The following is a 21,494-nucleotide window of genomic DNA, read 5'->3' as shown; positions in this document are numbered from 1 at the left end:
TTAATTCAGTCTCACCACTATGTACTCCGGTGATATCCTTTGACCGTAGAGGGACGAGATGAGATCATCAGGCAGTTACAGGATCTAGCCGATGAACTGGGTCGATCCCCGACGCTACAAGATTTGAAGGATAGTGATGAGTCTCCGTCAGTCTACCAGGTCCTCAGGTGTTTCGATTCCTGGAATGAGGCGAAGGAGGCTGCTAGGCTTAAGACCTACAACAAGGTGGGCCGGGATGAGATGTATACTGATGCGGAGTTGATCGAGCTTCTGCAGGATCTTGATGAACGCGTTGATGGTCCTGTCACACGCGGGGATGTCGATGGGTCAGGGGATGTCCCGTCACGGATGGCGTTCCGCCGGCATTTTGGGTCATGGAACCAGGCGAAAGAGGCCGCCGGGATTGAGGCTGACACGAAACATAACCAGTCCTATTCTGATGAGGAACTCTTAGCGAAGCTTCAGGAACTTGCTGAGGAAACAGATGGTCCTCTCACAAGCTCTAAATTGGATGATGCCGAGGGGTATCCGTCACTTGCCACCTATGTCCGTCGCTTCGGGTCATGGAGTGAGGCAGTGAAGAAAGCAGGACTCGGCAAAGACAGCGCTCACCCATCCAATTTCTGAAGCACCTGTTGCCGGAAGCTCTCGAACCCGTTCTCTAATCGATCGATCCGTGCCTCGAGGTCGTGGATCTTGTCCACTAATTCGTCCCGTGAGAGATTTTGGTACCGGTTGCTGTCCTGGTTCGCGGCTTGGAGGTACTGGATTGCCTGTTCGGTGAGTGTGGCTTCTTTTGGTGTATCGAACACGCGTTTCTGGCCGTCGATGATGCGTTCAACCTGACCATCGGGCCGGGACACCTCGATGAAGTCTAGATCCTCGAGTTTCTCGAAGCTGTAGTTGACCTCGCGTTTGCTCAGGGTGGTTGCTGCCTTGATCTGTTGGACGTCGTTGTCCCCGTCCCGGATGCATGCAAGGACGGCACGGTCTTTCTCACGGAGTGGTTCCTCGGTGTTAGACATAGGTGAGTGGGTGGCGGCTGTCAGGCTGGGTGCAGCGTTCGATTCCCCGGTCGGTCAGGTCAATGTGGAGTTCACTTCCCGGTCCGTCTGTCCGGGTGACCTCGATGAAGTCGTCGTGTGCCAGCCAGGTGAGGTAGGTGCGAAGCCGTGGGCGTGGGAACCCGGTCGCGGTGATGAGGTCCTCGATGGTGTGGTTGCCGTCGTGGATCTGGGTGAGGACGTAGCGTTCGGTCTGAGAGAGATGGATCGTGGTCATGCTTGTACCTCCAGCTTTCCTTGCTGTGTGGATACGGCGTGGTGCTGGATAAGATGTCAGATCTTTTTGATCGCAGAATCTCTTTCGCTGGTGGAAATAGCGGAAAAGACTGGGTAACCTGTTTAAAATCTACCTCCGAGTGTACTTGCAGTTGCATAATACCGGAGGGGATACCAGTTCCTGCGAGAATACCGGAGGATGAACTGCTTGAGGATCTACAGCGGTGTAAAGAACTTGTCGACGGTACACTGACGTTCGATAAGTACGATGAGCTCGGCGAATTCTCTCCCCAAACTTGTACTGCCCGGTTCGGTTCTTGGAACAACGCAAAAGAAGAAGCCGGAATCTCGACAGACGATTTTGAAACCTTCCCGAAGAAGTCAACCGACGTTACAGAAGACGATATCATCGAGGACGTTCGACGAGCTGCTGAAGAAGTCGACGGGTTCCTCAGTGCCTCGAAGTACCAAGAGGTAGGGAACCATAGTCTGAATACGATCCAAGAACGGATAGGGTGGAATACCGCGAAACGGAAAGCGGGGTTAGACGTGGTCGGTTTCCCCGGTGACGGCAGACAGAACCCGATGCAGCACGAGGCAGTCCACCAGGAGGTCTGTGACACCCTTTCCGCGATGGGTGCACGAGGCGAATTACCTGTCCAAAACGACCCAGAATTAGCACACGAGATAGCGAAGAAAGCTGCTGCGTCCCGTGATCAAGAGCGACTGTCGATGATTATGAAGGCGAAGTGGCGGCAGGGCGAGATCTCTCTGTGGCATGACAAAGGAGATGACCACCCAACCGAGAACTCGGTTACTGTTGAGTGTGAGTGGTGTGGAACAGACCTGAAACGTCAGCCACACAGGGTAGAACAGTTTGAGCGCCAGTTCTGCGATATGAGGTGCCAAGGGAGATGGTTCAGTGAGCATCGCAGCGGTGAGAACAGTCACCACTGGATCGAGTCAACCGTCACGTGTGACTACTGTGGAGAGGAATTCCATCGGCCATCTTCAGATATGTATGACCACAATTTCTGCGATGAAGACTGTCGGAACAAGTGGCTCTCTGAAGTCCGTGTCGGCGAAAACCATCCTCTGTGGGAGGGCTGTTCAGAATACGTCTATTACGGTCCGAACTGGCATCAGCAGCGGAAGAAGGCTTTAGAACGAGATGACTACACCTGCCAACGATGCGGTGCTGAACCGGATGAAATTGGCCGCAATCCAGATGTTCACCATATCGATAGGACAGCTCTTGTAAACGGTGACTACGAGACGGCGAACCGATTAGACAATCTCATCTGCCTTTGTCGAACCTGTCACAACGCGATGGAACGTCTCCCAGTTAAGATCGATACCGGTCAGCGACAAGCGGGATAATATTTAGAACGATGCGAGCCGTCCCGTCTCCATCCGGCGGTTAAGCATATCCCCGAACCGCAAATAAATTTTATCAAAAAAATTCCATCAATTTGATATAGATACTATGAGTATTACAATCGAAGAGATAATCGACTGCTTTGATTACCACTTAGACCAAGAACCCGGCAAATTCATCAACTTCGTCAAGGACGGCGAGATCATCTATCAGTATGATCAAGGCGGGCATAATTTTGTGAATCTGAATCCTGAACAGTTCGCCGACGTTGATGAGCGAACCTCTGACTTTGAAGATATCGTGAAGAACGAGGAAACCGGGAATATCAACGTAAGGGGCCATAAAGATGCGAAGAAGGATGCAGAACTTGTGAAAGACATATTAACAAACATATTGGGCATCAATCTTGGTGATATCGATAGAATGGAGGAGCAAGCTGGACAAGAGACAACTCCGTGGGAAGAAATTGAAGCCGAATAACGATCAGCCAGATTGAAGCACACACGGTTGTTCCAATTGGCTACAGAAGCCATCTTCATCTCGATATAGGCAGAAGTCTTTGAGAGCCTCTCTATCATTATTCTCTATCTCTGGACAGTTTGTATCGAGATCCTGATCATGCCACATAGCGCCATTATCTCCGATCTCAAGAATCCGAAATCCTACCTCATGTACTGCTTCAACATCGGTAAACGCCTCACCCTCCTCATCCATATAGTAGCTGAACGATCCCTGCTCGTCTTCGTGCATTTCTCCACGTCGATTCACAGGATCCATAACGATATTTTTCAGCTTCGTTGCTTTCCCCTGTTCCACAGCGAAGACGACATCACGATCCTGTTGGGCCGCACGAAGCACATTACGGAGAACTTTGACCGGCCGTGTCAAGGTACTCTGCTCTGCTTCTAAGTTGCTGATCGAGCTGTTCTGCATAACAATACCATCCGGCTTCTCATCGCTCTGCTCTTGATACAGTAGATTCACCTGTGCTTCCAAGGTCTCTTCCAGAAATTCCTTCGCCTCCAACAGGAGCTCGCGATGGCGGTCGCCGCCGGCGTTGGCTGCCTGGCCCAGACTCTGCCCAACGATGTGGTCCCCGCCCGTCGCAGTGGGGAATGTCTTGTCCCGCTTAATCTTATCCAGGTCCCGGTCATTATCCGATTCCCACGGAGGGTAGGTATCGAAGATAACAGCGTCATGGTGTTGGCCTTCCGCTGGTTTTTGGATGGCAGCGCGGAATTTCCCCAGTGATTTGAGCGTGGCCTTATCGATACCGTTGAGCATATTCGTGATCCGGGAGAGATCCTCTGAGCCGCTCGGATTGAAGAAAATCTTGGTCCTACAGTTGTTCGACACAGCTCGTCGCATTGTAGAACTCATTTGATGGAGAAATTGAGTAGCAAGCCAGGTCCCAAGCTGATATTCGCGGGCTTCACTCAATATCTTCGTAAAGTTGCTTCCTTCCCCTGAGAAGTTCTGTAACTCATCGCAGTACAGCATGAACGGTTCGCGTTCGTCCTCTGGCATGGTGATCCGGCTCTGGGTGGCGGCCCAGACCTTGGTGATCACGATGCTGCCGACCAGTTTCGCGACCATGTCCCCGACCTCGCCTTTCTGGATGTCGACCAGGATGATTTTCCCGTCGTTGACGGCGTCGCGGAAGTCGATGCCGGATTCGTCGGCGGCGATCACCCTCCGAACGGTCGGATTCATCACGAAGTCATTCAGCCGGCGCTGCAACGGCTCCATTTCGTAACTGGACATATCCTCTTTGACCCGGACCAGCTGTTCCCGTACGACCTGGTCTTCGGTCTCATCGATCAGGTCGGTGAGGGCGTCCTCGTTGACGACACAGCGGAAGACATCGAGTAAGGTGTTGGACTGGTCGTGGCGGATATTGAGATCGATGTGGGCACGAAGCAGGGTTTCAAGGACCCGGCCGAACCGGTCACCCCAGTTCTCGCTGTACCGGCGGAACAGATCGATCATATCCGAGATGATGATCTCTTTCTGGTTCTCCATCTGTGCCTCCGTCATATCCTCGGTGACGTGGGGTTCCAAGACGTTGATTGGGGTCACCTTGTCCCGGCCTGGATTGATGTAGACGATATCATCTAACCGGTCCTCCGGGAGCTTCTCGATGATCTCATCGATCGCCCCACCTTTCGGATTGACAACACAGATCCCGTGGTCTTTCTCTGCGTCCTGCAGGACGGCATGGATCATCAACTGGGTCTTCCCGTACCCGGTCGGACCGACGTTCAGGACATGTATGAAGCGGCTGTCGTCTGGCACCTGGATGTTTTCCTCGACACCGAGACTGGACTCTTGGAAGCCGAGGAACGTCTCCCGGAGGTCCCCACTGTTCTCCACCAACGTCTTGACCTGTTCGGTGTCCATGGCTACTTCACTGTACGACGCGACCCCTCCCTAAAGTGTTGAATTTTCTACTAGACGAAGCCTTTTCGCTGGCAGAAAGGTCGGTGTGGTACGGCGATGCGGAGGGTAGCCTACCTGTTAAATTGGTTGCCTGACCATTATCGAGCTATGGTAAGTGTGCGTCATACGACTACGTTGAAAGGAAATCATCTTACGAACGCTGAACTCTTTCGAGATGAGGCAAGACGAATTGAGGCACTGGGCCGTGTTTAGACGCTCGTGAGAGACGCTCTATCGGCAGTTTTGTTTGTTAGTTGTGGTTAGTTTCGCGGAAATATGAGTTACCTGTGCGGGAGATAGACCGTCAGCACCCACAAAGAGCGGCGAAGTGAGCTCGATCGACGATGAAGCGATTCGGCGATCATCTCCATCCCTCCGGAACCAACACCGATTCTCGTCCTTCAGGCTCTAACGCATCCGAATTCGGACGTCTAAACAAGGCCGAGGCACTGTATAGTGATGTTCCATCAGAGAACTCACGGTCGTCGGTCCCAGATGAGGATATGAGAAAACACCGGGCATACTGTATGAATTCGGTGATCAGTGCCGTTTGCTTTCTAGAATCGACTGTGAATAGCCTCTTCTGGGATATTTGGGACGATATTGACCGTAGCGAGAGTGAGGACGATCCAATTCATTATCCAGACATGCCGGAGGGAGAACGTCAAGCCGTAGCCGATGCAGAGCAGTCACCCCCGAACGGCCAGAAAAAGCTCAGCAACCGCTTGGAGAACGCCGGGATTTTGGGCAAGTACAACATTTATCTTGATGTCGTTGGCCACGATGAATTCGAGAAAGACGAGACGCCTGCTGAACCGGTAGCACGTGTGCTGGATATCCGCAATGAGCTTGTTCACTTTGAACCCCGGTGGATTGAGGGTGGCGGCAAGACGGAGACGAACAACGAGTATGACTTCGAGGAATCGCTTCAAGACCGGTTTGACCTCAATCCACTCATGGCAAGCGGTAATGCGTTTTTCCCGAGTCAGTGTATGAGCTACGGTTGCGCTGAATGGGCAATACGTGTGTCTCGTGGTTTTGTCAGGCAGTTTTCGACAAGAATTGATAGACAGATCCACCCCGAGTTGCCACTTCCATACTGAACACCTCACGCAGTGTTGTACTGGATGTTCTGTTGGTCGATGTCCGGGATCGAGATCAGACTGGCGAGTTCCTCGGTCGTGGCCTGGAACCGGCGGCCCCAGCCTTGGAAGTCTCGCTGTCCGACAGCATCGACGAACCGGAGAAGTGACCGTTTCCGGAGGGTCTGGACCGTGGTCGCGTTCAGGTACTGGCCGGTTTCCGGATTCTCGAATACGTTGAACGCACCGCTCAGTTCCTTCACCCGGCTTCGTGTATATTCGCCTCCGTTCACGATCAAGAACCGTATCGAGACGTTGAACCGTGGACTACCGGCTTTCGCTTCAACGGCATTGGCCTGCTGTTTTTCACGAGGCGTTGCCGAACGACTCCCCCACAGTTTCTCTTTCTCCTTGCGGAGATACCCGATCCGCTGGTACGCCCGTCGCGTCCACCACCACGACCGTACCGGGCGACCGACCACCGGCTGGAACAGGATCTGGATGACGAACTGGGAGTTTTGCATAGCGTGTCGGTGCAGCGCCGAGAGAACACTGTTATTCGGCGGTGAGTTGAACCCGGTCTCTAAGGGATACCAATCACGACATCCCGGTTCCAACAAGCCACCACCGACAGTACATCCCTCCGAGATAGGCAGCTGCAGTGTCCCGTCACTGAACCCGACACCCGGCACCTCATTTTCCAGCTGTGTCCGTACCTTCCGCTCCAACCGTTTCGTCGGGACGATGAACTGCATCGAGACCTGGTCAGGGACCGTCCGTCGGATCTCGAATGCGGCGACCGGTGACGTATTCTTGACTCCGAACCACTTGGTCTGGGGCTCATAGATCGTCTTGGTAAACTGATTGAGTGTAGCGGAGATAGATTGTGCCCGCGGTGGATGCACTTCGACTGCCTGGCCGCCACTGCCCGCACGAAGATACCGGGCCTGATCCTCGTCGAGTTCAACCGCCGATGTGAAGAGCCTGTCGCGGATCATAGGTCGAACACCTCCAGAACGTCCGAGTCTTCCTTTTCGTCCGCTGGTACAGGGAGGTCTGCCTGGTCAGGTTGATCTGGGTTTCCGTCGTCGACAACCGTACTCGGAATATCGATGATGTCCCGGGCCGACACCTCTTCACCGCTTGGTTCCTGCATTTCAGACGGGGGTACCCTGTCCTTTTTCGCAGTCTCCGATGGCGTCTCCGTTTGATCTGTTTCGTTGAGCTGTACTGCCACGAACGTCCGGTTGTCGATGACCGTTGATCCTTCGTAGATGATGGTGTTGCCGATCGATGAGTTCTTGATGGTGATGGTGTTCTCAGACATGGTTAGTCCCCTCCGTCAGCCGCCTTGATGATCGTATGCTCTGCCTCGGTCGCCCGGACCCGTGCCGTGGTGTCCACACGGTCGCTGACCTGCGCCAAGCACTCGCTGTACTCGGCATCGGTCCCCGTCCGGAGCTTGAACAGCTCCTGTTTCTCCCGCTGGGACAGATCGAAATACTGGACAACGGAGTCCGGCACCCGGTCGTGGCGCATGAACAGCTTCGCCGGCATATTGTCCAAGATTTCCCTGCCTTCCCGGCTGTGTGTGAAGTGGGAGGCATTCTGGGTGACCAGCGTCACAGCTGTCCGGGTATCCCGGGCCTCGAGGACGAACCTGTTCAGGACCTCTCGGCCCTGTTCATCGTTCAGCAACAGCCGGGCCTCGTCGATCAGGACGATCGTCTTCCGCTGGTCTTGACTCGTCTCCTCGTAGATTTCAGCGACCAAGTCAGTCAGCCGGTCGATGTCCTCGGACTGGCCGCGTTTCTCGACCTGGAAGCAGATGGTGTCGTGGTCGAACCGGTAGTCCGTGTCCTCACTGACCGTCTGGATACAGCCACGGGAGTCTCCAAGCGTTCGGACAACATCGCCGTACTCTCGCTTCGGGTCAACCACGATCACCTGCAGATCATCGTAGGCCAGCCACGACCGCAGCAGCTCCAGCTTGGCCGCGTAGGACTTCCCGGACCCCACCATGCCCATCCGGGCAAGGGAATGGCTACTCCAGGTGAACCGGTCAAGCACGATCGGCCGGCCGCTGGATGGATCCTCTCCGAACAGCACCCCCGAGGTATCCTGCGGGACCTGTGTCGAGAACGGGAACCCGGCAGCTACAGCCGTCCCGGGGAGCAGATGGCCGTCGGTGTGCGGGTCCGGGTAGAACGGCGACACAGCCTTGAACACGTTATGGGTCTGGAAGACCGGCTCCTCGTAGCCGACCTGCATCGTATCCAAGACATTCTGCAGTTGGGAGGCCGTCTGGCGACACTCCTCGACGGTCCGTCCGTGGACCGTGACATAGCACCGGTAGGTGAACGCTTTGTCCTCACGGTCGGTCAGCCGACCCAGTATCCAGTCTGCATCATCCTGTTTCGCCTCAAGATCGTTCGTCCCCAGATGGCCTGCCCGAAGCCACGAGTCGATCTCTGCCGACAGTTTCTCGATCGTCCGCGTCAACTGCTTCGTAGCCTTCGCTGAGTTCTCCGGCCTGACGACCTGAGTCACCTCAACCCGGCCATCAACCGATAGCAGCTCAGTCGGCCACCCAAGCCGTTGACTCCGCGGGAACTCCGTCAACTGGAACGTTTGCCGCCAGGCATCCGGAGCCCCGCCAGGACGCCGGGAGGCAGAGTCTCCGTACTCCGTCGTCGACGTGAACCGTGGCGAGACATCCGGCGTGTCCTCCTCGAACAGGTGGACCACATCGGTCAGCCGGCTCCCAGTAACCCGCTCGGCATCCATATCAGCAGCATTCAGGCAACTAACCACCTCTCGACACCGGCGATCCAACTCAGCCTTCGCATTATCGGACCGGTAGTCGATATCGTCGCCACCGAGGAAGCTGGCAAGCCAGCCGCTCGCCCCATCCTGCTGCCGCGGAACGCGCAGCGACACGTAATGACGGGTGGTCGTAGGCTGGTCGCTGCACACCCGCTTCCAGTAGTCCAGATAGCTCTCTTTGAGGGGCTCAGGTTCGACGTCTTTCTCGGCTATATTCCGGCCATACTCTGTTTGCTCGGATGCGATCTCCTGCCTCGAATGCACCTTCACAGGGTACGACACCGTCTCCAGCAGCTCCTGGTAGATGCTGTGCAGTGCGGCCTGCTCTGCCTCCGTCTTCATCGAGAGGTTCGTTGGCGACACCTCGATGAATGCCGTGAGATAGCTCCCGGAGGTGATGACATCGCCGGCTGACCGGCTTTCTGCTACCACATCCGGGCCGTCCACACGGGTTTTCCCGACGTACCAGCGCACGGCGTTGACGGCGTGGACATCAACCGCGTTCCCGTACGGACGCCACAAATACCAGCCAGCACTCACCGCAGCAGCGACGATGAAGCCCGTCGTCTGAACGACCGTTCCCCCCGGAATGGCGATGTAGGCCACAATGAGGGAAACACCTAACCTGACGAGATCGCGTGCGGTGAACTGGGCGAAGAACTTGGTAGCGACACGCGGATCGCGGGGAATGCGGAACCGTATCATAGGTCATCACCGTCCTTGTTCCAGAACGGGTTCGACTCGAGATCGCGGGACTCCGAAGGCTCAGTACGCCGGTTGATACCTCCCGAGCTGTAGTGTTCGCCAGGGCTGGTCCGGCGTCGACGCCGGCTATCACTCTCAGCGTACCGCTTGATGAGCTCGCGTTCCTGGCGACGCTGCCGAAGCTGCTGGCTCTGGGCAGCATGCGTTCCGCCATCACCAGTGTTCGACAACCAGCCGCTGCCTTCTCCGACCGCCATACCGGCCAGTACCCCGGCCATAGACTGCCCGGTAGACAGCACCATGTACGGAATCCCAAGCAGCATGGCGAACCCGCCCATAGCCAGCAACCAGTGCGGGACCTCCACCCCGGCCGGCTGGAGCAATGAGAGCATGAGCCGGAACACGATCATATCGAGCGGCCCGATCAGGAGGAAGGCCCAGAAGACGCCAATGAAGCTGTGTGCAAATCGCCGGGTGTAGGGAAGCGCCCAGCCCAGTGCGATAAGCGGTGAGGCAGCTGCCGCAAAGAGGATATAAACATCCCGGACGACGAAGATCGCCGCGACCGCAGCGAGCAGGAAGGCATCGAGGAATCCCACAACGATGAGACCGCCGGTTAACTGGACAGACCCGAGGAAGCCAGGATTGCTGGGCCGGAACGCGATTGTGAGCGCTTCGGCCAGATCAACGGCGTACTGCAGAAGGAATGGGCTGACCGTCCCGAAGACAAGAGCGATGAGAACGCGGGGCAGCAGCATCCGCACTTGTCGATAGGAGACGCCAAAGATCGGTCCAACCTGGAACAGGATACCGGCCAAGACAACAGTCAGCGTTGAGAGAGCGAAGGCAACGATCAGAGACAGCCGATGGAGTTCCTGAACATCAGGGTTAGGGTGGACGTCGGGATAGCTCGTGAACAGATGGGTGAGAATACCAACGACCGCGTCCGCGAACGCGTTGAACGGGGCGTAGACTGCCTGCTTAATCTTCTCGACGAGATCGACATCCAGCAAACCCCCGTCATCCTGGGACTCGGTGACCTCGATGGTCGCTGTCTCCGTGGTGTGGTGCTGACCGGCTACATAGATCTCGACATCGACGTTCCGTTCGCCAGCTTGGTCAAATCGCAGCTGGTGAGTAAACTCGACAGTCGCATCGGGGTCGACAGCTTCACTGAGGACGGTGGTTCCGCCGACCGTGACCTCAATGAACAGCCGGGCGTCTTCTCGGTTGGTGACCTGGCCTGAAATCGTAGCCTCTTCTCCGGTCTCGACCTCAGACGGTGAATGGATCGTGTGTTCGACGAGATGGTCGGAGTGACTTGCCGAGGCGGGAACAGCTACTGTCAGCAGGCACCCAACGACGAGCAGCCCGATCAGGAGGTGATATACTCGGATCATGGGTGGTTAGGTACAGATCGTGGTGCCGAGCTGGCTGACGAGGAACGAGATGATCATCTGGGCGCTGAGCAACAGGACCGTCCCGACCAAGACGTGCTTTGCAATCTGTTTCCCGCGACGAGTGGAGTCCTCACCGGGCAACATCATGAACAACGCCGCGACCAGCAGGCCGACCGTTCCAAGCCCGACTCCGCCGAGGAACGCAAGCTGTGTGAGCGTATCGAGCAGATCGAACAACGGGGTCAGTGATTCGGGTACCGTACACGGCAGATTGTCGTGAGCAGCAGCCGCCGGCGTACTCAACATCACCACCGACACCAGCATCAATCCCAGCTTCACAATACCTCGCTTCACCGTCGGGAGTCGTTGACCGATACCGTCCGCCGCGAGTACACACATTCTTTCTCACTCCTCATCACCTCCTATGTAGGTGGCACCACTTTATTGTAAGAAATTTTACTATACAAGAAACCATTATAGAAGCAGAAGAGGCTTTGTAACCCGAATATTTTGCTTCGGGGCAAGAGTTTTCTTAGATAGAAAATTTTGTGCTAGCAGAAACTATGGGCGATTCCAGCGATTCAGAGGATGATGATCTGAAAGAGGTGATCGAAGGTGTTGAACCGGGTATAGAGTTCGCAGTAGACCGGATGCGCAATCTCCAGGAGATGTTCACTGAATTTGAGGAGATGGAGGAGGCATTTTCTGGAGTAGCAGCGAGCCGGCCTCTCCGGCAGGATCAGTTCGTAGCTATCCCACCGAGTATCCAAGATGTTGCATGTATGGGAGACGGTGATGAGATGTCCGTCTTTTGGCACTACGTCGAGGCTGAACCCTACAGCTACCCGGTGCTAGCTCCACAGCCGCTCTCGGATGATGTGTTCAACTTCGTCACCGTCACCAATCTCTTCGACGAGAAGGAAAGCGGTGACCGCGATGTCCGGGTCACGGACCAGTTACCGGACGATATTCTCGACCAGTATGAACCGGGAGATGACCTGTTTTTCATCCAAATCAAATCGATACGAGCAGGAGACCCCTCCGCTGTCTGGATATACAACGCCGACGAGATCTCTCAGAAGCTCTCAATGTTCATGTTCTCGCTGGGAATCGTATCAAGTGACGATCCGTGGCTCTGAATCAGGCCCAAGCGAAACACGGTGTGGAGATATCCGTTTTTAAACCAGGTGTCCTGTCTGGGGGTAGAACGGTGAACACACAATGGACTTCGGACACGACACCTACGGTCAACCGGACTCCTTTGAGGAGACCGGCTACGCGAACGAGTGGCATGAAGACACCAGTGCCACGTCCACGTACAAACCCTACGACAGCACCCAGACTGCCGAACCCGAGGCAGTAGAGGTCTACCGGGAGATGCTCGAAACACCCGCCATCGAGGAAGACCATGCTGAGTTCCTCGAATCCCGGATCAACGACCTCCTCGAACGCTGACCCCGGCACAGGGTGGATACCCAATCGCAGAGAACACCTACCACTTTGACGGCCTCGAAGAACTCTACGACGTCGCAGAAACCCTTCCAGAAGCCGAACGACACCCGGCCTACGGCCACCACGAAGACCTCGATGAATGGGCAGAGATCAACTGGCGTGACTCGGTGTGGCTCGACGACGGCCGCCTCGTCGGGGACGTCTCGTCCTCGGAAGACTGGTACAATGTGATCCAGTACGGTGAGATCCTCGAAGGGGTCGGCAACGCCGTCGAACAGTACGACGGAGCGATCGACGTCGAGGGGCAGGTCTCGATCTCCGGATCAGGCCACAAGATGACCGGGAAGGTCGATTTCTACGGCGATACCACGATCGAACCGGTCGATGGCGATGAGATCAACCTTGGACTCAAGGTCCGCAGCGGTCACTCCGGGTTCCACGGGCTCAAGTACGATGTTGGAGCATATCGCCAGGTCTGTAGCAACGGCATGATGGCGTTCGTCTCCGACATGCACGTCGAGCAGTCCCACCAAGATCCGTACAATCCAGGCCTAGCTCACCAGGCCGTCGACGCCGTGGTCGAAGGTGCTGACGAGGTCGAAGACCGGCTGGAAGACGCCCAGGAACGCGAGTTCCAGAACTACGATGAAGCACTCCTCGTCCTGATGGACACCGGGATCGATCAGTACTTCGATGAACCGGTCGATACCTTCCGCGATGCCCTGGACGAGGAGGTCGATAGCGACGTTCCCAGCCTCTACGATACCTACAACGCGGCCACACGCGCGCTGACCCACTACGTCGACGACGATGTGCCACAGTACGCTCTGGACAACGGGTACGAGGACGCAAGCCAGCTCCTCGACTACGGGAACTACGGCCTCCCAGATGCGGACTACCTCGGCGAGCAGGCCGTCGAGAACCGGGCCAACCAGTACATCGATCAGCCCGACGAGACCGACCCGTACTGGGACGGCGAACGCGAAACAGTCAGAGACCTTCGGCAAGCCTACGCTGACTGAAGGGTGGTACCTGATCGAAGAGTACACTGATGATCCGGCAACCCTGGCGGCACGGTACGAGGAACGCAAACAGTACGTGCAGGATGAGAAGCCGTACTGGATGAACCTCCGGAACCCCTACGACGGAGAACTTCAGTGGGACCTCAACACCTACTTCCCGGACTTCCACTACCGGGAAGCGGTTGAGGAAGCCGGCTACCAGCTTGACGAGACCGGAGAAACAGAGGTCCGGACGGACGGCGGGTTCGATGACCTCCACAACGGGAAACGGACATCAAAGGTGTACTACTGGCTGGATCCTGACACCGGTTCCGCCCTGGAACACACCGGGGTCAACGACGAACAGACCATCCCGTTTTTCCCGGACGAGGAAGCCGCTGAAGCGTACCTCGAACGCCGTGCCGAAAACGGCGACAAAGAGACCTACGAGAGCTTCTCGCTGTACGAGGCACGGGCGAAAAAGGTCGGGGACGCGGTCGATGTCCTGACCGATCAGTCCGGGATCGAGGACTTCGTCCCGGACGGCGGGTACCCGGAGACAGAGGATGGACTCCAGATTGAGAATCCATCGCCCGAGACGGTGTTTTTCTGGTACGACCCGGCTGGGGACCGGCTGGTGCAGGAAGAGGTCGACCCCTACGATGTCCGTGGCCTGTTCGAGACAGAGGACGATGCGTACCGGTTCATCGACTGGTACGCAGACCGGTACGGGATGGATGACACTGCCCATCTGGAACTCTACAGCGCCGAGATCGAGTACGAGGGACAGGGACGGAGTCATGTCCCAGAGCTAGAACCAGGTGAAACTCGTGATCCACCGGAACAGGCAGGGCTCGGTGAGTACACCTCCTGATCCCGTAGCTAACGGAGAGATATGTATGCGGGGTCGAGAAAGATTCAGCTGACCGGGGCGAGACACCTGTTGCGGGACAGCCTCTTATCGAAAGCGGCGGTCCTGGCCAAAGACCTCATCGAGGACCGCTTCATCGCTCAACTGTTCGATCGAGCACTCATTCCCTTGATCAGGTCCACCGCCCCGGTCTCGATCCTGCCTGTTACTACCGTGGTCTCTGTCTCCGGTATCAGCACTGTTGGTGAGCCATCGAGCGACAAGGTAGGCAACCACGGCAAGGAGACCGAGTTTCGCGTTGTCCCAGTTCGTCCGTGATCCCGGGATGAGTGCCCCAAGCACAGATCCGATCACGGCAAAGATCCAGATCAGGAGGCAGATGCCGAAAAGCAGCCAGAGGACCAGATAGATCAGGGTCTCGGTCATGCCATGTTAGGGGTTCCTGGGGGATCGCCTTCAGCAGGGTCATCGTCGACAGCGTAATCCCCCCGACCCAGCTGGTTGCTACAGGTAAGACAGGTCGAGGAACAGTGGGTCGATACCTCCGTTACATCGTTGTCTAAGCCATCGTACCGGATGAAGTCCGCCGGCACATCGAATCCGGTGACCAGCTTTGTGAACTCGTTGACCGCTGATGAGGCCACCGTCCCGTTGAGATGGATGACCGCTGGTTCAGGTACAAGCTGGGATTCATCGACATAGCCCCGCTCGATCTGTTCCTCGAGTTCGTCCTCGGTCAGTTGTTCGAGCCGGGCCTGTTCGTGGTCACCACGGTCGAGGCAGTCGAAGCAGGCGTTGACACCGGGAACGATTGTCTGGACGTAGCCATCCATCGTTTCCACTACTTCATCGTCACCGGTTTCGATGATGGAGCCGGCATCGATGTACGGTGTCAGGTGACGGACGGCATATTCGTTGAGCCACATCCGTGCTGAGACTTGGTCCACGCCGGCGAGGATCACATCAATGTCGTCTAGATGCTCCGCTGCGTCCTGGACTGGTTGTTGTACGGTGGTGACCTCACATTCCGGTGCGATGTGCCACAGATGGTTCTGTAGGACCGTGACTTTCGGTCGATCGACGTGTTCAGGGAAGGATCCAACCAGTCGTGGGAGGTTGGATGCCTCGATGCTGTCGGGATCGATCAAGGTGAACTCTTTGACCCCAAGCCGAGCCAGTTGCTCAACGAGGACCGAACCGATACCACCGCAGCCGACAACTGCAACGGAACTCGATGCCACCGCTTGCTGGCCATCCTCGGTCACGGCCCGGATGTTCCGGTCGTAGCGGCTGTGGTCAACCGTGACCGCCGTGTCCGAGTGTTCGGAGGGCAGTGTCCACTCCCGCTCCACCATCCACTCACCCAACACCGTCACCGGCAGGTCGACGAATGTGTCCTGGTCCGGGTCATAGACCGTTGTCGCGATCCCGTTCCGACCGATGACGATGAACCCGAACACCGTGTCAGGGTACAGCCCAGCCAGCCACGTGTGGTAATTCCCTATCGTCGCTACATCCACACCGGAAAAGCCAGGTGTATCAGCGAATGGATGGCTGTGGACCATGATCGGGACCAAGCCCTCGTTGATGCAGGCTTCGATATGACCGCGTTCAACATCGAGGTCCGGACGGCAGGCACCCTCTGAGATAACCTCTAAGTCGTCCCGGTCAACCGGATGGACCTCCGCTGCCAGGAGGTCATCCCCTGTTTGTCCACAGTACAGGTACGCGAACCGTTCGAGTTCGTCGTCCTGCACAAGCTCGGTGCGGAGCTGCTGCAGAACGGGTGCAGGCAGTGTGAGATTCATTTGACGATCCGGCTACGGTAGGGCTTGGTCAGTGACCGGTTCATCAACTCGACCATCGTCATGAGACGGTGATGCCTGGGCTTCCAGTCCAACTCCTCGATACACCACTTGAACCAGCCGTCATCGTTCGGTGACAGCTGATGGATGACCGTCGACCCCTTGTACCGCATATCGGGCGGGAGAAAGACATCCGGTGGCTGCCGCGGATAAACATCGGGGAGACTGAAAAACAGGGGAGCCGTCCGTGGACTCCAGCCCTGTGGGTACCCGTATGTCGTGATCATCACGTACTGCTTATCCAGGCTCCATTTCACCGGCCAGTCCTGCTGGAGTTCGTTGACCTCCCGTACGAGGCGTTGCTGATCCATGACCAGTCACCTCGGGCGGGTTAGTGGCCGAAGACGGTGCCTTTCCCCGGCTGGAAACTGATATTCGCACCTTCTGGGACGTTACGATGGACGTTGTCCCGGTTGCCGAGGGCAACGATTTCACCGTCTTCGGTGTAGGTCGCGATATCATCGTCGGCGGCCCCGACGGCTTCTTTCAGCTCCTGTACTGTGGTGGTCTGATCGATGGTCAACTGTTCACCTTCGACCTGAATGGTCCGTTTCTCATTCGACATCGTCCCTCCTCCAGTGAGACGGTACAGGACAGACATGCTTAAGGTTTTCTCTGTATCAAATGTTTTTACTGTATCAATGCGGTTCTCGAGTGCCACAGATATACCTGCTAGGACTGTGAACGCTGGGAAACGAGGAACAGAACTTCGCTATGGATGCAGACGATCTGGAGCGTCTTGCTGATATGTTCAAAGGTGTCGGGCATCCAGCCCGGATTGCGATCCTCCAAGCAGTCGAGGACGGAGATCCCCTGACAGAGGCCGCTGACAGAGTCGGTATGTCACGGGGTGCACTACAGGATCATCAACGGATCCTCATCCGGGAAGGGCTTATGTTCCGCCCAACGGACGTTGACAGTGATTTCGAACTGACACCGCTGGGCGAGTACGTCATCCAGCTTTTGGAACAGGATGCTGATCGACTCCTCAATATCATGGAACGGGCAGAAGAGCTTGAAACAGCTATCCGGGAGGAACACAGTGAAGGACCTGGTCTCCCGGTCGATGAGTCAGAACTGGAACGAGCGGTGAAGACTGAAAAGTGGCGGCGTATCGATGAAACAGGCAGCGAGACGGAGGGGTGATGACCGGTGCGCAAGAGCCTGACCTCACTGATCAAGACCGCCTCGACCACGGACAAGGACAAATCCGTCCTGGTCAGCGTTATCCTGATCGAAACCACTGACGGTATCGACCTTCACGTCACCAGGGAAGAGGCCACACTGGGGCCGGGACAGAAGGTCAAGACCGATCAGGAAGAATCGGTGACACTCAGTCAGCTCACCACGGACCAGATCGTCACGGTCGTCGAGCTCGTGGACTCCTGGCTTGAATCCGAGAGCCATCCCACGTTTTTCGAGACCATCGAGGACGTCGACGGGACCTATGAGCGGGAGGAACAACGCTCGATGCGAGGGACACCGCCTCGCGTGGAACACTCGTTCGATGCCCTTGCGTTCAGGGTTGGTCCACGTGCGATCGAGCTCGGCTTTTTCGAAGATGATGAGTGGGAAGGCGTCGAGATTCCGTCCGGTGAAGTCATCGATAGTGGACAGGCGGAGGATTTCCGTAATGTCCTGACGTTCAGCCACGTCTTCTATGACTTCTTCCGTACGCGGTATACAGGTGAGGTCCCCGAGTTAGAGTTAGAGAACCCGGTCTCCCTTGATCGGGGAGCGGTCGAGAAGGTGGAGCTGCTTTTCGAACGGTTTGGGCACATCACACGGCAGTTAGCGAATCGAAGTCGGGATCGGCCACCACTGCAGATGGATGATGAATACGATGTCCAGTATCTGCTCCATGCACTTCTGCGGCTGTACTTCGATGATATCCGGGACGAGAACTACCTGAAACGTCACGCCGGTGTCTCACCCCGGATCGATTTCTTGCTCGAAGACGAAAACATCGGGATCGAGACCAAACGCGTCAGAGCCAACAGCCACCCGAAAAAGATACGGACAGAGCTGGCAGAAGACAAAGAGCACTACCGGAGCGATACGAACTGTGAGACACTCCTCTGTTTCATCTATGATCCAGACCGCTACTTGACGAACCCGGCCGAGTTCGAGAAAGACCTCTCCGAGACCACTGATAACCTGACCACCCGCGTCACCGTCAACCAGACCTGACACCCTGTTCGCTAGATCCGGCAACCGAACCCGGCCCTCGCCCAACACAGATACCACTGTCTCACCCACGTGACTCGTACAGGTGGTTATCCCTGACAACCGGAGACAACACCGAGATCGTTGGCGGCACCCACGACACACTCTCCCCGAACCAGGTTCTACGAACTGTCCAGGACCTGCTTATTCACGGCACACCGGTCACCGTCAGCATCAGACCACAGCCAGGAACACACGGCGACGTCTACCAGCTTCAGTGGAACAACGTCACATACGACGCCGAGACCGAGACCTGGGAACCGATCACTGAACCAACGGAGACAACGCTGACAGCCAGGCTACGCGCTGGATTGCAGGGAATCTTCACGTGGACCCGGCCCATAGTCCAGTATGCGATGCCGGCCTTCGACGTCGACCGCGACCAGATCAACGTCTTCGAGAGCAACGACACCTACCTGTTCAAACAGTACTTCGACAACGACGACGTCTTCGAGAAGCTCCGGCAGTACTACAACCCGGATGCCTACCGCTTCGAAGTCTCCACTGACAACGACCTGGAGACAGTCGAGGACATCCTTCACGAGCACTTCTACCAGATCAATGTCGTCGACGACATTGAGCCCTACTGCGTCGTCATCGACCGTGATCAGGACCACAGTACCATCCTCCGGAATGCAGTCGTCCGCCTTCGTCAAGGAGGCCAGCACCTGTTCGTGATGAACGACCAGCTTTCCGTGGATCAGGCTATCGAACAGGGTGCAACACGACTCACAGAAACCGATACCAGGCTGCCACCGGATCTCCAGTGAACCAGCCGGTAGGAGAGGGGGAAGCGAAAGATCCTAGGATACAGAGCCGTTACTGCCGGTATGGCGGTAGAGCGAACGCTTGTACTGGTCAAACCGGACGGTGTCCAACGCGGCCTGATCCCTGACATCTTGGAACGGTTCCAGACCGCCGGCCTCGAACTCCTCGGCCTCGAACTCACCTACCCCAGTGAAGACCGTATCGCGCAGCACTACGAGGAACACCACGACGAAGACTTCTACCCCACCTTACTCGACTACATGGTGGATCAACCGGTCATCGCCGTTGCCTACGAAGGAGTCGAGGCCGTCTCGACAGCCCGCAAACTCGTCGGCGACACAGAACCCCACAACGCAGCACCGGGAACCATCCGTGGCGACCACGCCCACATCACCACCCAGCACGCCAACAACGAAGCCAAACCGGTCAAGAACCTGGTCCACGCAGCAGAGGACCGAGATGCTGCGGAACGTGAACTCAACCTCTGGTTCGACGAAGGCGACCTCCGACCGGTCGGACGCCTCGATACCACCCACATCCGTTAACAGCGTATCTCTGTTCGGATAGCGTCACTCCTGATCGTCGAGGAGCTCTTCGACCCGATCCAAGACTCGGGCCGGCCGGAGGTACTCCTCGTTTTGGACGGCTCAAGTTACTTTCGACCAAATTAAATAAAGATTTGTCGAAGTTAGTCTTTGAGCGATGGGTTTTAGACCACATTACAAGTTTGTACTGTTGTGGGAGGCCGTTCTTCTGACGATTTCGATTCCTCCGGCGATGTTGGTAGTGAATCTTGGAAGTTGGAGGAATTTTTCTCTTCCGGAGATGCATATCCTGTTATTGCTAACTCCGACGGTTGTCTTTCTCCCGCTGAGCTATACAATCACGAAGAGGCTCTATGAGTATAGAGAGGGTCAGAAAGGGGAGACTGGATTCGGAGGGGTCTCGGGAGCGTTGAATCTGGTAGCTGCCGCACCATTTCTGGGGATCTCAGCAGGTATAGAAACTATGTTACACCCGCTTTTTTTACGTCAGGGCGCGATATATATTTTTAGGTCTTTCACTATGCTGCCCAGTCTGTACCTGGGCTGGCTCTTAGGAAATGAAATCAACCGCTTCATCCATCGCAAGGGCGGAAATATACTAGGAATTGATTAGACCGACGAAATTCCAGAAAATTGGAACAAGACCGGTCCTAGTATCACGCGTTCTCGTCCATAACGTTTTCAAGATGATCAAGGACACGTTTGGCCTTGAGATAATCATCCTGCTGGACAGCCTCAATGGCTTCGTTGAGGAGTTCATAGATGCGTTCCCGCGTCCGTTTCGGATAGGTTCCTGCCTGAATTGCATCACGAACCCGGTCAGAGACCTCATCAAGACGATCATCAACCTCATGTGCTGGTGTATCTAGACCAGCCTCGTCTCGATCATTTCCCGACTCCCCATTTACTATACCGGATGCGGTCCTGCGTTTCAGCACAAAAGCACCGACAAGGACGACACCAAGCACACCAACAATAATCGGCAGCCACGGCACTGTCTGCCCCTCCTGCTGTGTCTCCCGGTACTGTTCAAGTGCCTGGGTGGCGAGCTCTGCTGCCCGTTCAAAATTCTCATTCTCATACGCTTTTTGTGCCTGTTGGAACGCACTGTATCCTGGATCACCCTGACTGATATTGCCTTCTGCGGCATTTAGTACAGATTCGGCCTCAACGACACGATCCGGTTTAGGACAATCACCCGGACAGGAATCCCAGGTCTCGTTCCCGGTACACTGTCCATCGCCACAGGTGGGAGCCGTCGTTCCATCCGTCTCGTTGGTCCCGGGCTCGGTACCGGGATCGGTCTCGTTCGTCCCATCACCCGGTTCCTGGCCATCGGTCTCGTTGACCCCATAGACAGCGAACCGGCTGAACCCGTCCAAGGTCACCTGGTAGACACCAGGGTTGATCCGGTCAGCACCGAGATCTGTCCACCCTGTCCCGGTGTAGCGGGCAATATGGACGGTGTCGTGGGTCTCGGTGAAGCCAGTCTCGACCTGGAACGTTGCCCTGGCAGTGCTGACCGCATCGTGGTGGGTGGACGTGAGGTTGTAGTAGGCATCATCCGTCTTTAGCTAAGAGAGAAACCGCGTGACAGCAGCGGCTTATCGAGGCTTCTTTGCGAGAGGAATGAGGAGGCGACGACTGTGTACACCG

Annotated in this window: 26 protein-coding genes; 13 read left to right on the top strand and 13 right to left on the bottom strand. The window is 56.2% G+C overall.

The features are described from left to right. The first annotated feature begins 39 nt into the window (after positions 1–39). A complete protein-coding gene (locus tag EAO78_RS17615; protein ID WP_136516462.1) occupies positions 40–627 on the top strand; it encodes a homing endonuclease associated repeat-containing protein in 588 nt (195 codons plus the stop codon). Here the strand turns inward: EAO78_RS17615 and EAO78_RS00120 are convergent. Next, positions 609–1,025 (bottom strand): hypothetical protein, encoded by a 417-nt coding sequence (locus EAO78_RS00120; RefSeq protein ID WP_122103843.1) that lies wholly within the window; start codon positions 1,023–1,025, stop codon positions 609–611. The two genes, EAO78_RS17615 and EAO78_RS00120, sit on opposite strands and share 19 nt — an antisense overlap. Then, entirely contained in the window at positions 1,018–1,281 is a 264-nt protein-coding gene (locus tag EAO78_RS00115; RefSeq protein ID WP_122103842.1) for a hypothetical protein, read from the bottom strand. The genes EAO78_RS00120 and EAO78_RS00115 overlap by 8 nt, the downstream gene beginning before the upstream one ends. Before the next feature lie 2 nt (positions 1,282–1,283). On the opposite strand from EAO78_RS00115, the gene EAO78_RS00110 reads away from it, so the two are divergent. Next, entirely contained in the window at positions 1,284–2,660 is a 1,377-nt protein-coding gene (locus EAO78_RS00110; protein ID WP_136516461.1) for a homing endonuclease associated repeat-containing protein, read from the top strand. A 106-nt stretch (positions 2,661–2,766) separates the two neighbouring features. Then, positions 2,767–3,138 carry a hypothetical protein gene (locus EAO78_RS00105; protein ID WP_122103840.1) on the top strand — a complete coding sequence of 124 codons (372 nt, stop codon included), beginning with the start codon at positions 2,767–2,769 and terminating at the stop codon, positions 3,136–3,138. Between the two features lie 3 nt (positions 3,139–3,141). Here the strand turns inward: EAO78_RS00105 and EAO78_RS00100 are convergent, their stop codons facing one another. Further along, positions 3,142–5,058, bottom strand: a complete 1,917-nt coding sequence (locus tag EAO78_RS00100) for a type IV secretory system conjugative DNA transfer family protein (RefSeq protein ID WP_122103839.1) — start codon at positions 5,056–5,058, stop codon at positions 3,142–3,144. Positions 5,059–5,624: 566 nt separating this feature from the next. On the opposite strand from EAO78_RS00100, the gene EAO78_RS00095 reads away from it, so the two are divergent. Next, positions 5,625–6,200: a hypothetical protein gene (locus tag EAO78_RS00095; protein WP_122103838.1), complete on the top strand. Its 576-nt coding sequence runs from the start codon at positions 5,625–5,627 to the stop codon at positions 6,198–6,200. A gap of 5 nt (positions 6,201–6,205) precedes the next feature. Here the strand turns inward: EAO78_RS00095 and EAO78_RS00090 are convergent, their stop codons facing one another. Genes EAO78_RS00090 through EAO78_RS00070 form a run of 5 tightly spaced genes read right to left on the bottom strand, consistent with a single transcriptional unit; the run spans position 6,206 to position 11,449 of the window. Further along, entirely contained in the window at positions 6,206–7,177 is a 972-nt protein-coding gene (locus EAO78_RS00090; RefSeq protein ID WP_122103837.1) for a hypothetical protein, read from the bottom strand. Further along, positions 7,174–7,506 carry a hypothetical protein gene (locus EAO78_RS00085; RefSeq protein ID WP_122103836.1) on the bottom strand — a complete coding sequence of 111 codons (333 nt, stop codon included), beginning with the start codon at positions 7,504–7,506 and terminating at the stop codon, positions 7,174–7,176. Before EAO78_RS00085 ends, EAO78_RS00090 begins: the two co-directional genes overlap by 4 nt. A 2-nt stretch (positions 7,507–7,508) precedes the next feature. Continuing rightward, complete coding sequence (locus EAO78_RS00080) at positions 7,509–9,710, bottom strand: ATP-binding protein (protein ID WP_122103835.1); 2,202 nt, start codon at positions 9,708–9,710, stop codon at positions 7,509–7,511. Continuing rightward, complete coding sequence (locus EAO78_RS00075) at positions 9,707–11,110, bottom strand: COG1361 family protein (protein ID WP_122103834.1); 1,404 nt, start codon at positions 11,108–11,110, stop codon at positions 9,707–9,709. The genes EAO78_RS00080 and EAO78_RS00075 overlap by 4 nt, the downstream gene beginning before the upstream one ends. A gap of 6 nt (positions 11,111–11,116) precedes the next feature. Then, positions 11,117–11,449, bottom strand: a complete 333-nt coding sequence (locus EAO78_RS00070) for a hypothetical protein (protein WP_238987585.1) — start codon at positions 11,447–11,449, stop codon at positions 11,117–11,119. 224 nt (positions 11,450–11,673) lie between these two features. Between EAO78_RS00070 and EAO78_RS00065 the strand changes: the two genes are divergently transcribed. The 4 genes from EAO78_RS00065 (at position 11,674) to EAO78_RS00050 (ending at position 14,437) form a co-directional block, all read left to right on the top strand. Further along, on the top strand, positions 11,674–12,249 hold the full coding sequence (locus EAO78_RS00065; protein WP_122103832.1) for a hypothetical protein: 576 nt from the start codon (positions 11,674–11,676) through the stop codon (positions 12,247–12,249). A gap of 82 nt (positions 12,250–12,331) precedes the next feature. Next, positions 12,332–12,565, top strand: coding sequence for a hypothetical protein (locus tag EAO78_RS00060; protein WP_122103831.1), 234 nt, complete (start codon positions 12,332–12,334; stop codon positions 12,563–12,565). 164 nt (positions 12,566–12,729) lie between these two features. Beyond that, positions 12,730–13,584 carry a DUF932 domain-containing protein gene (locus tag EAO78_RS00055; RefSeq protein ID WP_238987584.1) on the top strand — a complete coding sequence of 285 codons (855 nt, stop codon included), beginning with the start codon at positions 12,730–12,732 and terminating at the stop codon, positions 13,582–13,584. 76 nt (positions 13,585–13,660) lie between these two features. Next, a complete protein-coding gene (locus EAO78_RS00050) occupies positions 13,661–14,437 on the top strand; it encodes a hypothetical protein (RefSeq protein WP_136516460.1) in 777 nt (258 codons plus the stop codon). Between the two features lie 84 nt (positions 14,438–14,521). On the opposite strand, the gene EAO78_RS00045 is transcribed toward EAO78_RS00050, so the two are convergent. Genes EAO78_RS00045 through EAO78_RS00030 form a run of 4 tightly spaced genes read right to left on the bottom strand, consistent with a single transcriptional unit; the run spans position 14,522 to position 16,960 of the window. Further along, positions 14,522–14,860 (bottom strand): hypothetical protein, encoded by a 339-nt coding sequence (locus tag EAO78_RS00045; protein WP_122103828.1) that lies wholly within the window; start codon positions 14,858–14,860, stop codon positions 14,522–14,524. Next, on the bottom strand, positions 14,857–16,242 hold the full coding sequence (locus tag EAO78_RS00040) for a HesA/MoeB/ThiF family protein (RefSeq protein WP_122103827.1): 1,386 nt from the start codon (positions 16,240–16,242) through the stop codon (positions 14,857–14,859). Before EAO78_RS00040 ends, EAO78_RS00045 begins: the two co-directional genes overlap by 4 nt. Next, positions 16,239–16,610: an E2/UBC family protein gene (locus tag EAO78_RS00035; protein WP_122103826.1), complete on the bottom strand. Its 372-nt coding sequence runs from the start codon at positions 16,608–16,610 to the stop codon at positions 16,239–16,241. The genes EAO78_RS00040 and EAO78_RS00035 overlap by 4 nt, the downstream gene beginning before the upstream one ends. Positions 16,611–16,630: 20 nt before the next feature. Continuing rightward, positions 16,631–16,960, bottom strand: coding sequence for a hypothetical protein (locus tag EAO78_RS00030; RefSeq protein WP_136516459.1), 330 nt, complete (start codon positions 16,958–16,960; stop codon positions 16,631–16,633). Between the two features lie 53 nt (positions 16,961–17,013). Here EAO78_RS00030 and EAO78_RS17610 point away from each other — a divergent pair, with 53 nt between their 5' ends. The 5 genes from EAO78_RS17610 (at position 17,014) to EAO78_RS17605 (ending at position 20,451) form a co-directional block, all read left to right on the top strand. Continuing rightward, positions 17,014–17,445 (top strand): ArsR/SmtB family transcription factor, encoded by a 432-nt coding sequence (locus EAO78_RS17610; protein WP_136516458.1) that lies wholly within the window; start codon positions 17,014–17,016, stop codon positions 17,443–17,445. A gap of 6 nt (positions 17,446–17,451) precedes the next feature. Further along, entirely contained in the window at positions 17,452–18,489 is a 1,038-nt protein-coding gene (locus tag EAO78_RS00020; RefSeq protein ID WP_122103823.1) for a PD-(D/E)XK nuclease domain-containing protein, read from the top strand. A gap of 392 nt (positions 18,490–18,881) precedes the next feature. Then, a complete protein-coding gene (locus EAO78_RS00015; RefSeq protein ID WP_122103822.1) occupies positions 18,882–19,295 on the top strand; it encodes a hypothetical protein in 414 nt (137 codons plus the stop codon). 60 nt (positions 19,296–19,355) lie between these two features. Further along, entirely contained in the window at positions 19,356–19,838 is a 483-nt protein-coding gene (locus tag EAO78_RS00010) for a nucleoside-diphosphate kinase (RefSeq protein WP_122103821.1), read from the top strand. 190 nt (positions 19,839–20,028) lie between these two features. Continuing rightward, complete coding sequence (locus tag EAO78_RS17605) at positions 20,029–20,451, top strand: hypothetical protein (protein ID WP_136516457.1); 423 nt, start codon at positions 20,029–20,031, stop codon at positions 20,449–20,451. Positions 20,452–20,494: 43 nt separating this feature from the next. Here the strand turns inward: EAO78_RS17605 and EAO78_RS17600 are convergent, their stop codons facing one another. Next, positions 20,495–21,226 (bottom strand): hypothetical protein, encoded by a 732-nt coding sequence (locus tag EAO78_RS17600; protein ID WP_136516456.1) that lies wholly within the window; start codon positions 21,224–21,226, stop codon positions 20,495–20,497. Between the last annotated feature and the right edge of the window lie 268 nt (positions 21,227–21,494).

Origin of the sequence: Halobellus captivus (genome assembly GCF_003697845.1) — an archaeon.
Lineage (GTDB): Archaea > Halobacteriota > Halobacteria > Halobacteriales > Haloferacaceae > Halorubrum > Halorubrum glutamatedens.
Note: the sequence above shows the minus strand (reverse complement) of the source record. Positions and strands in the feature narration are given on the sequence as shown.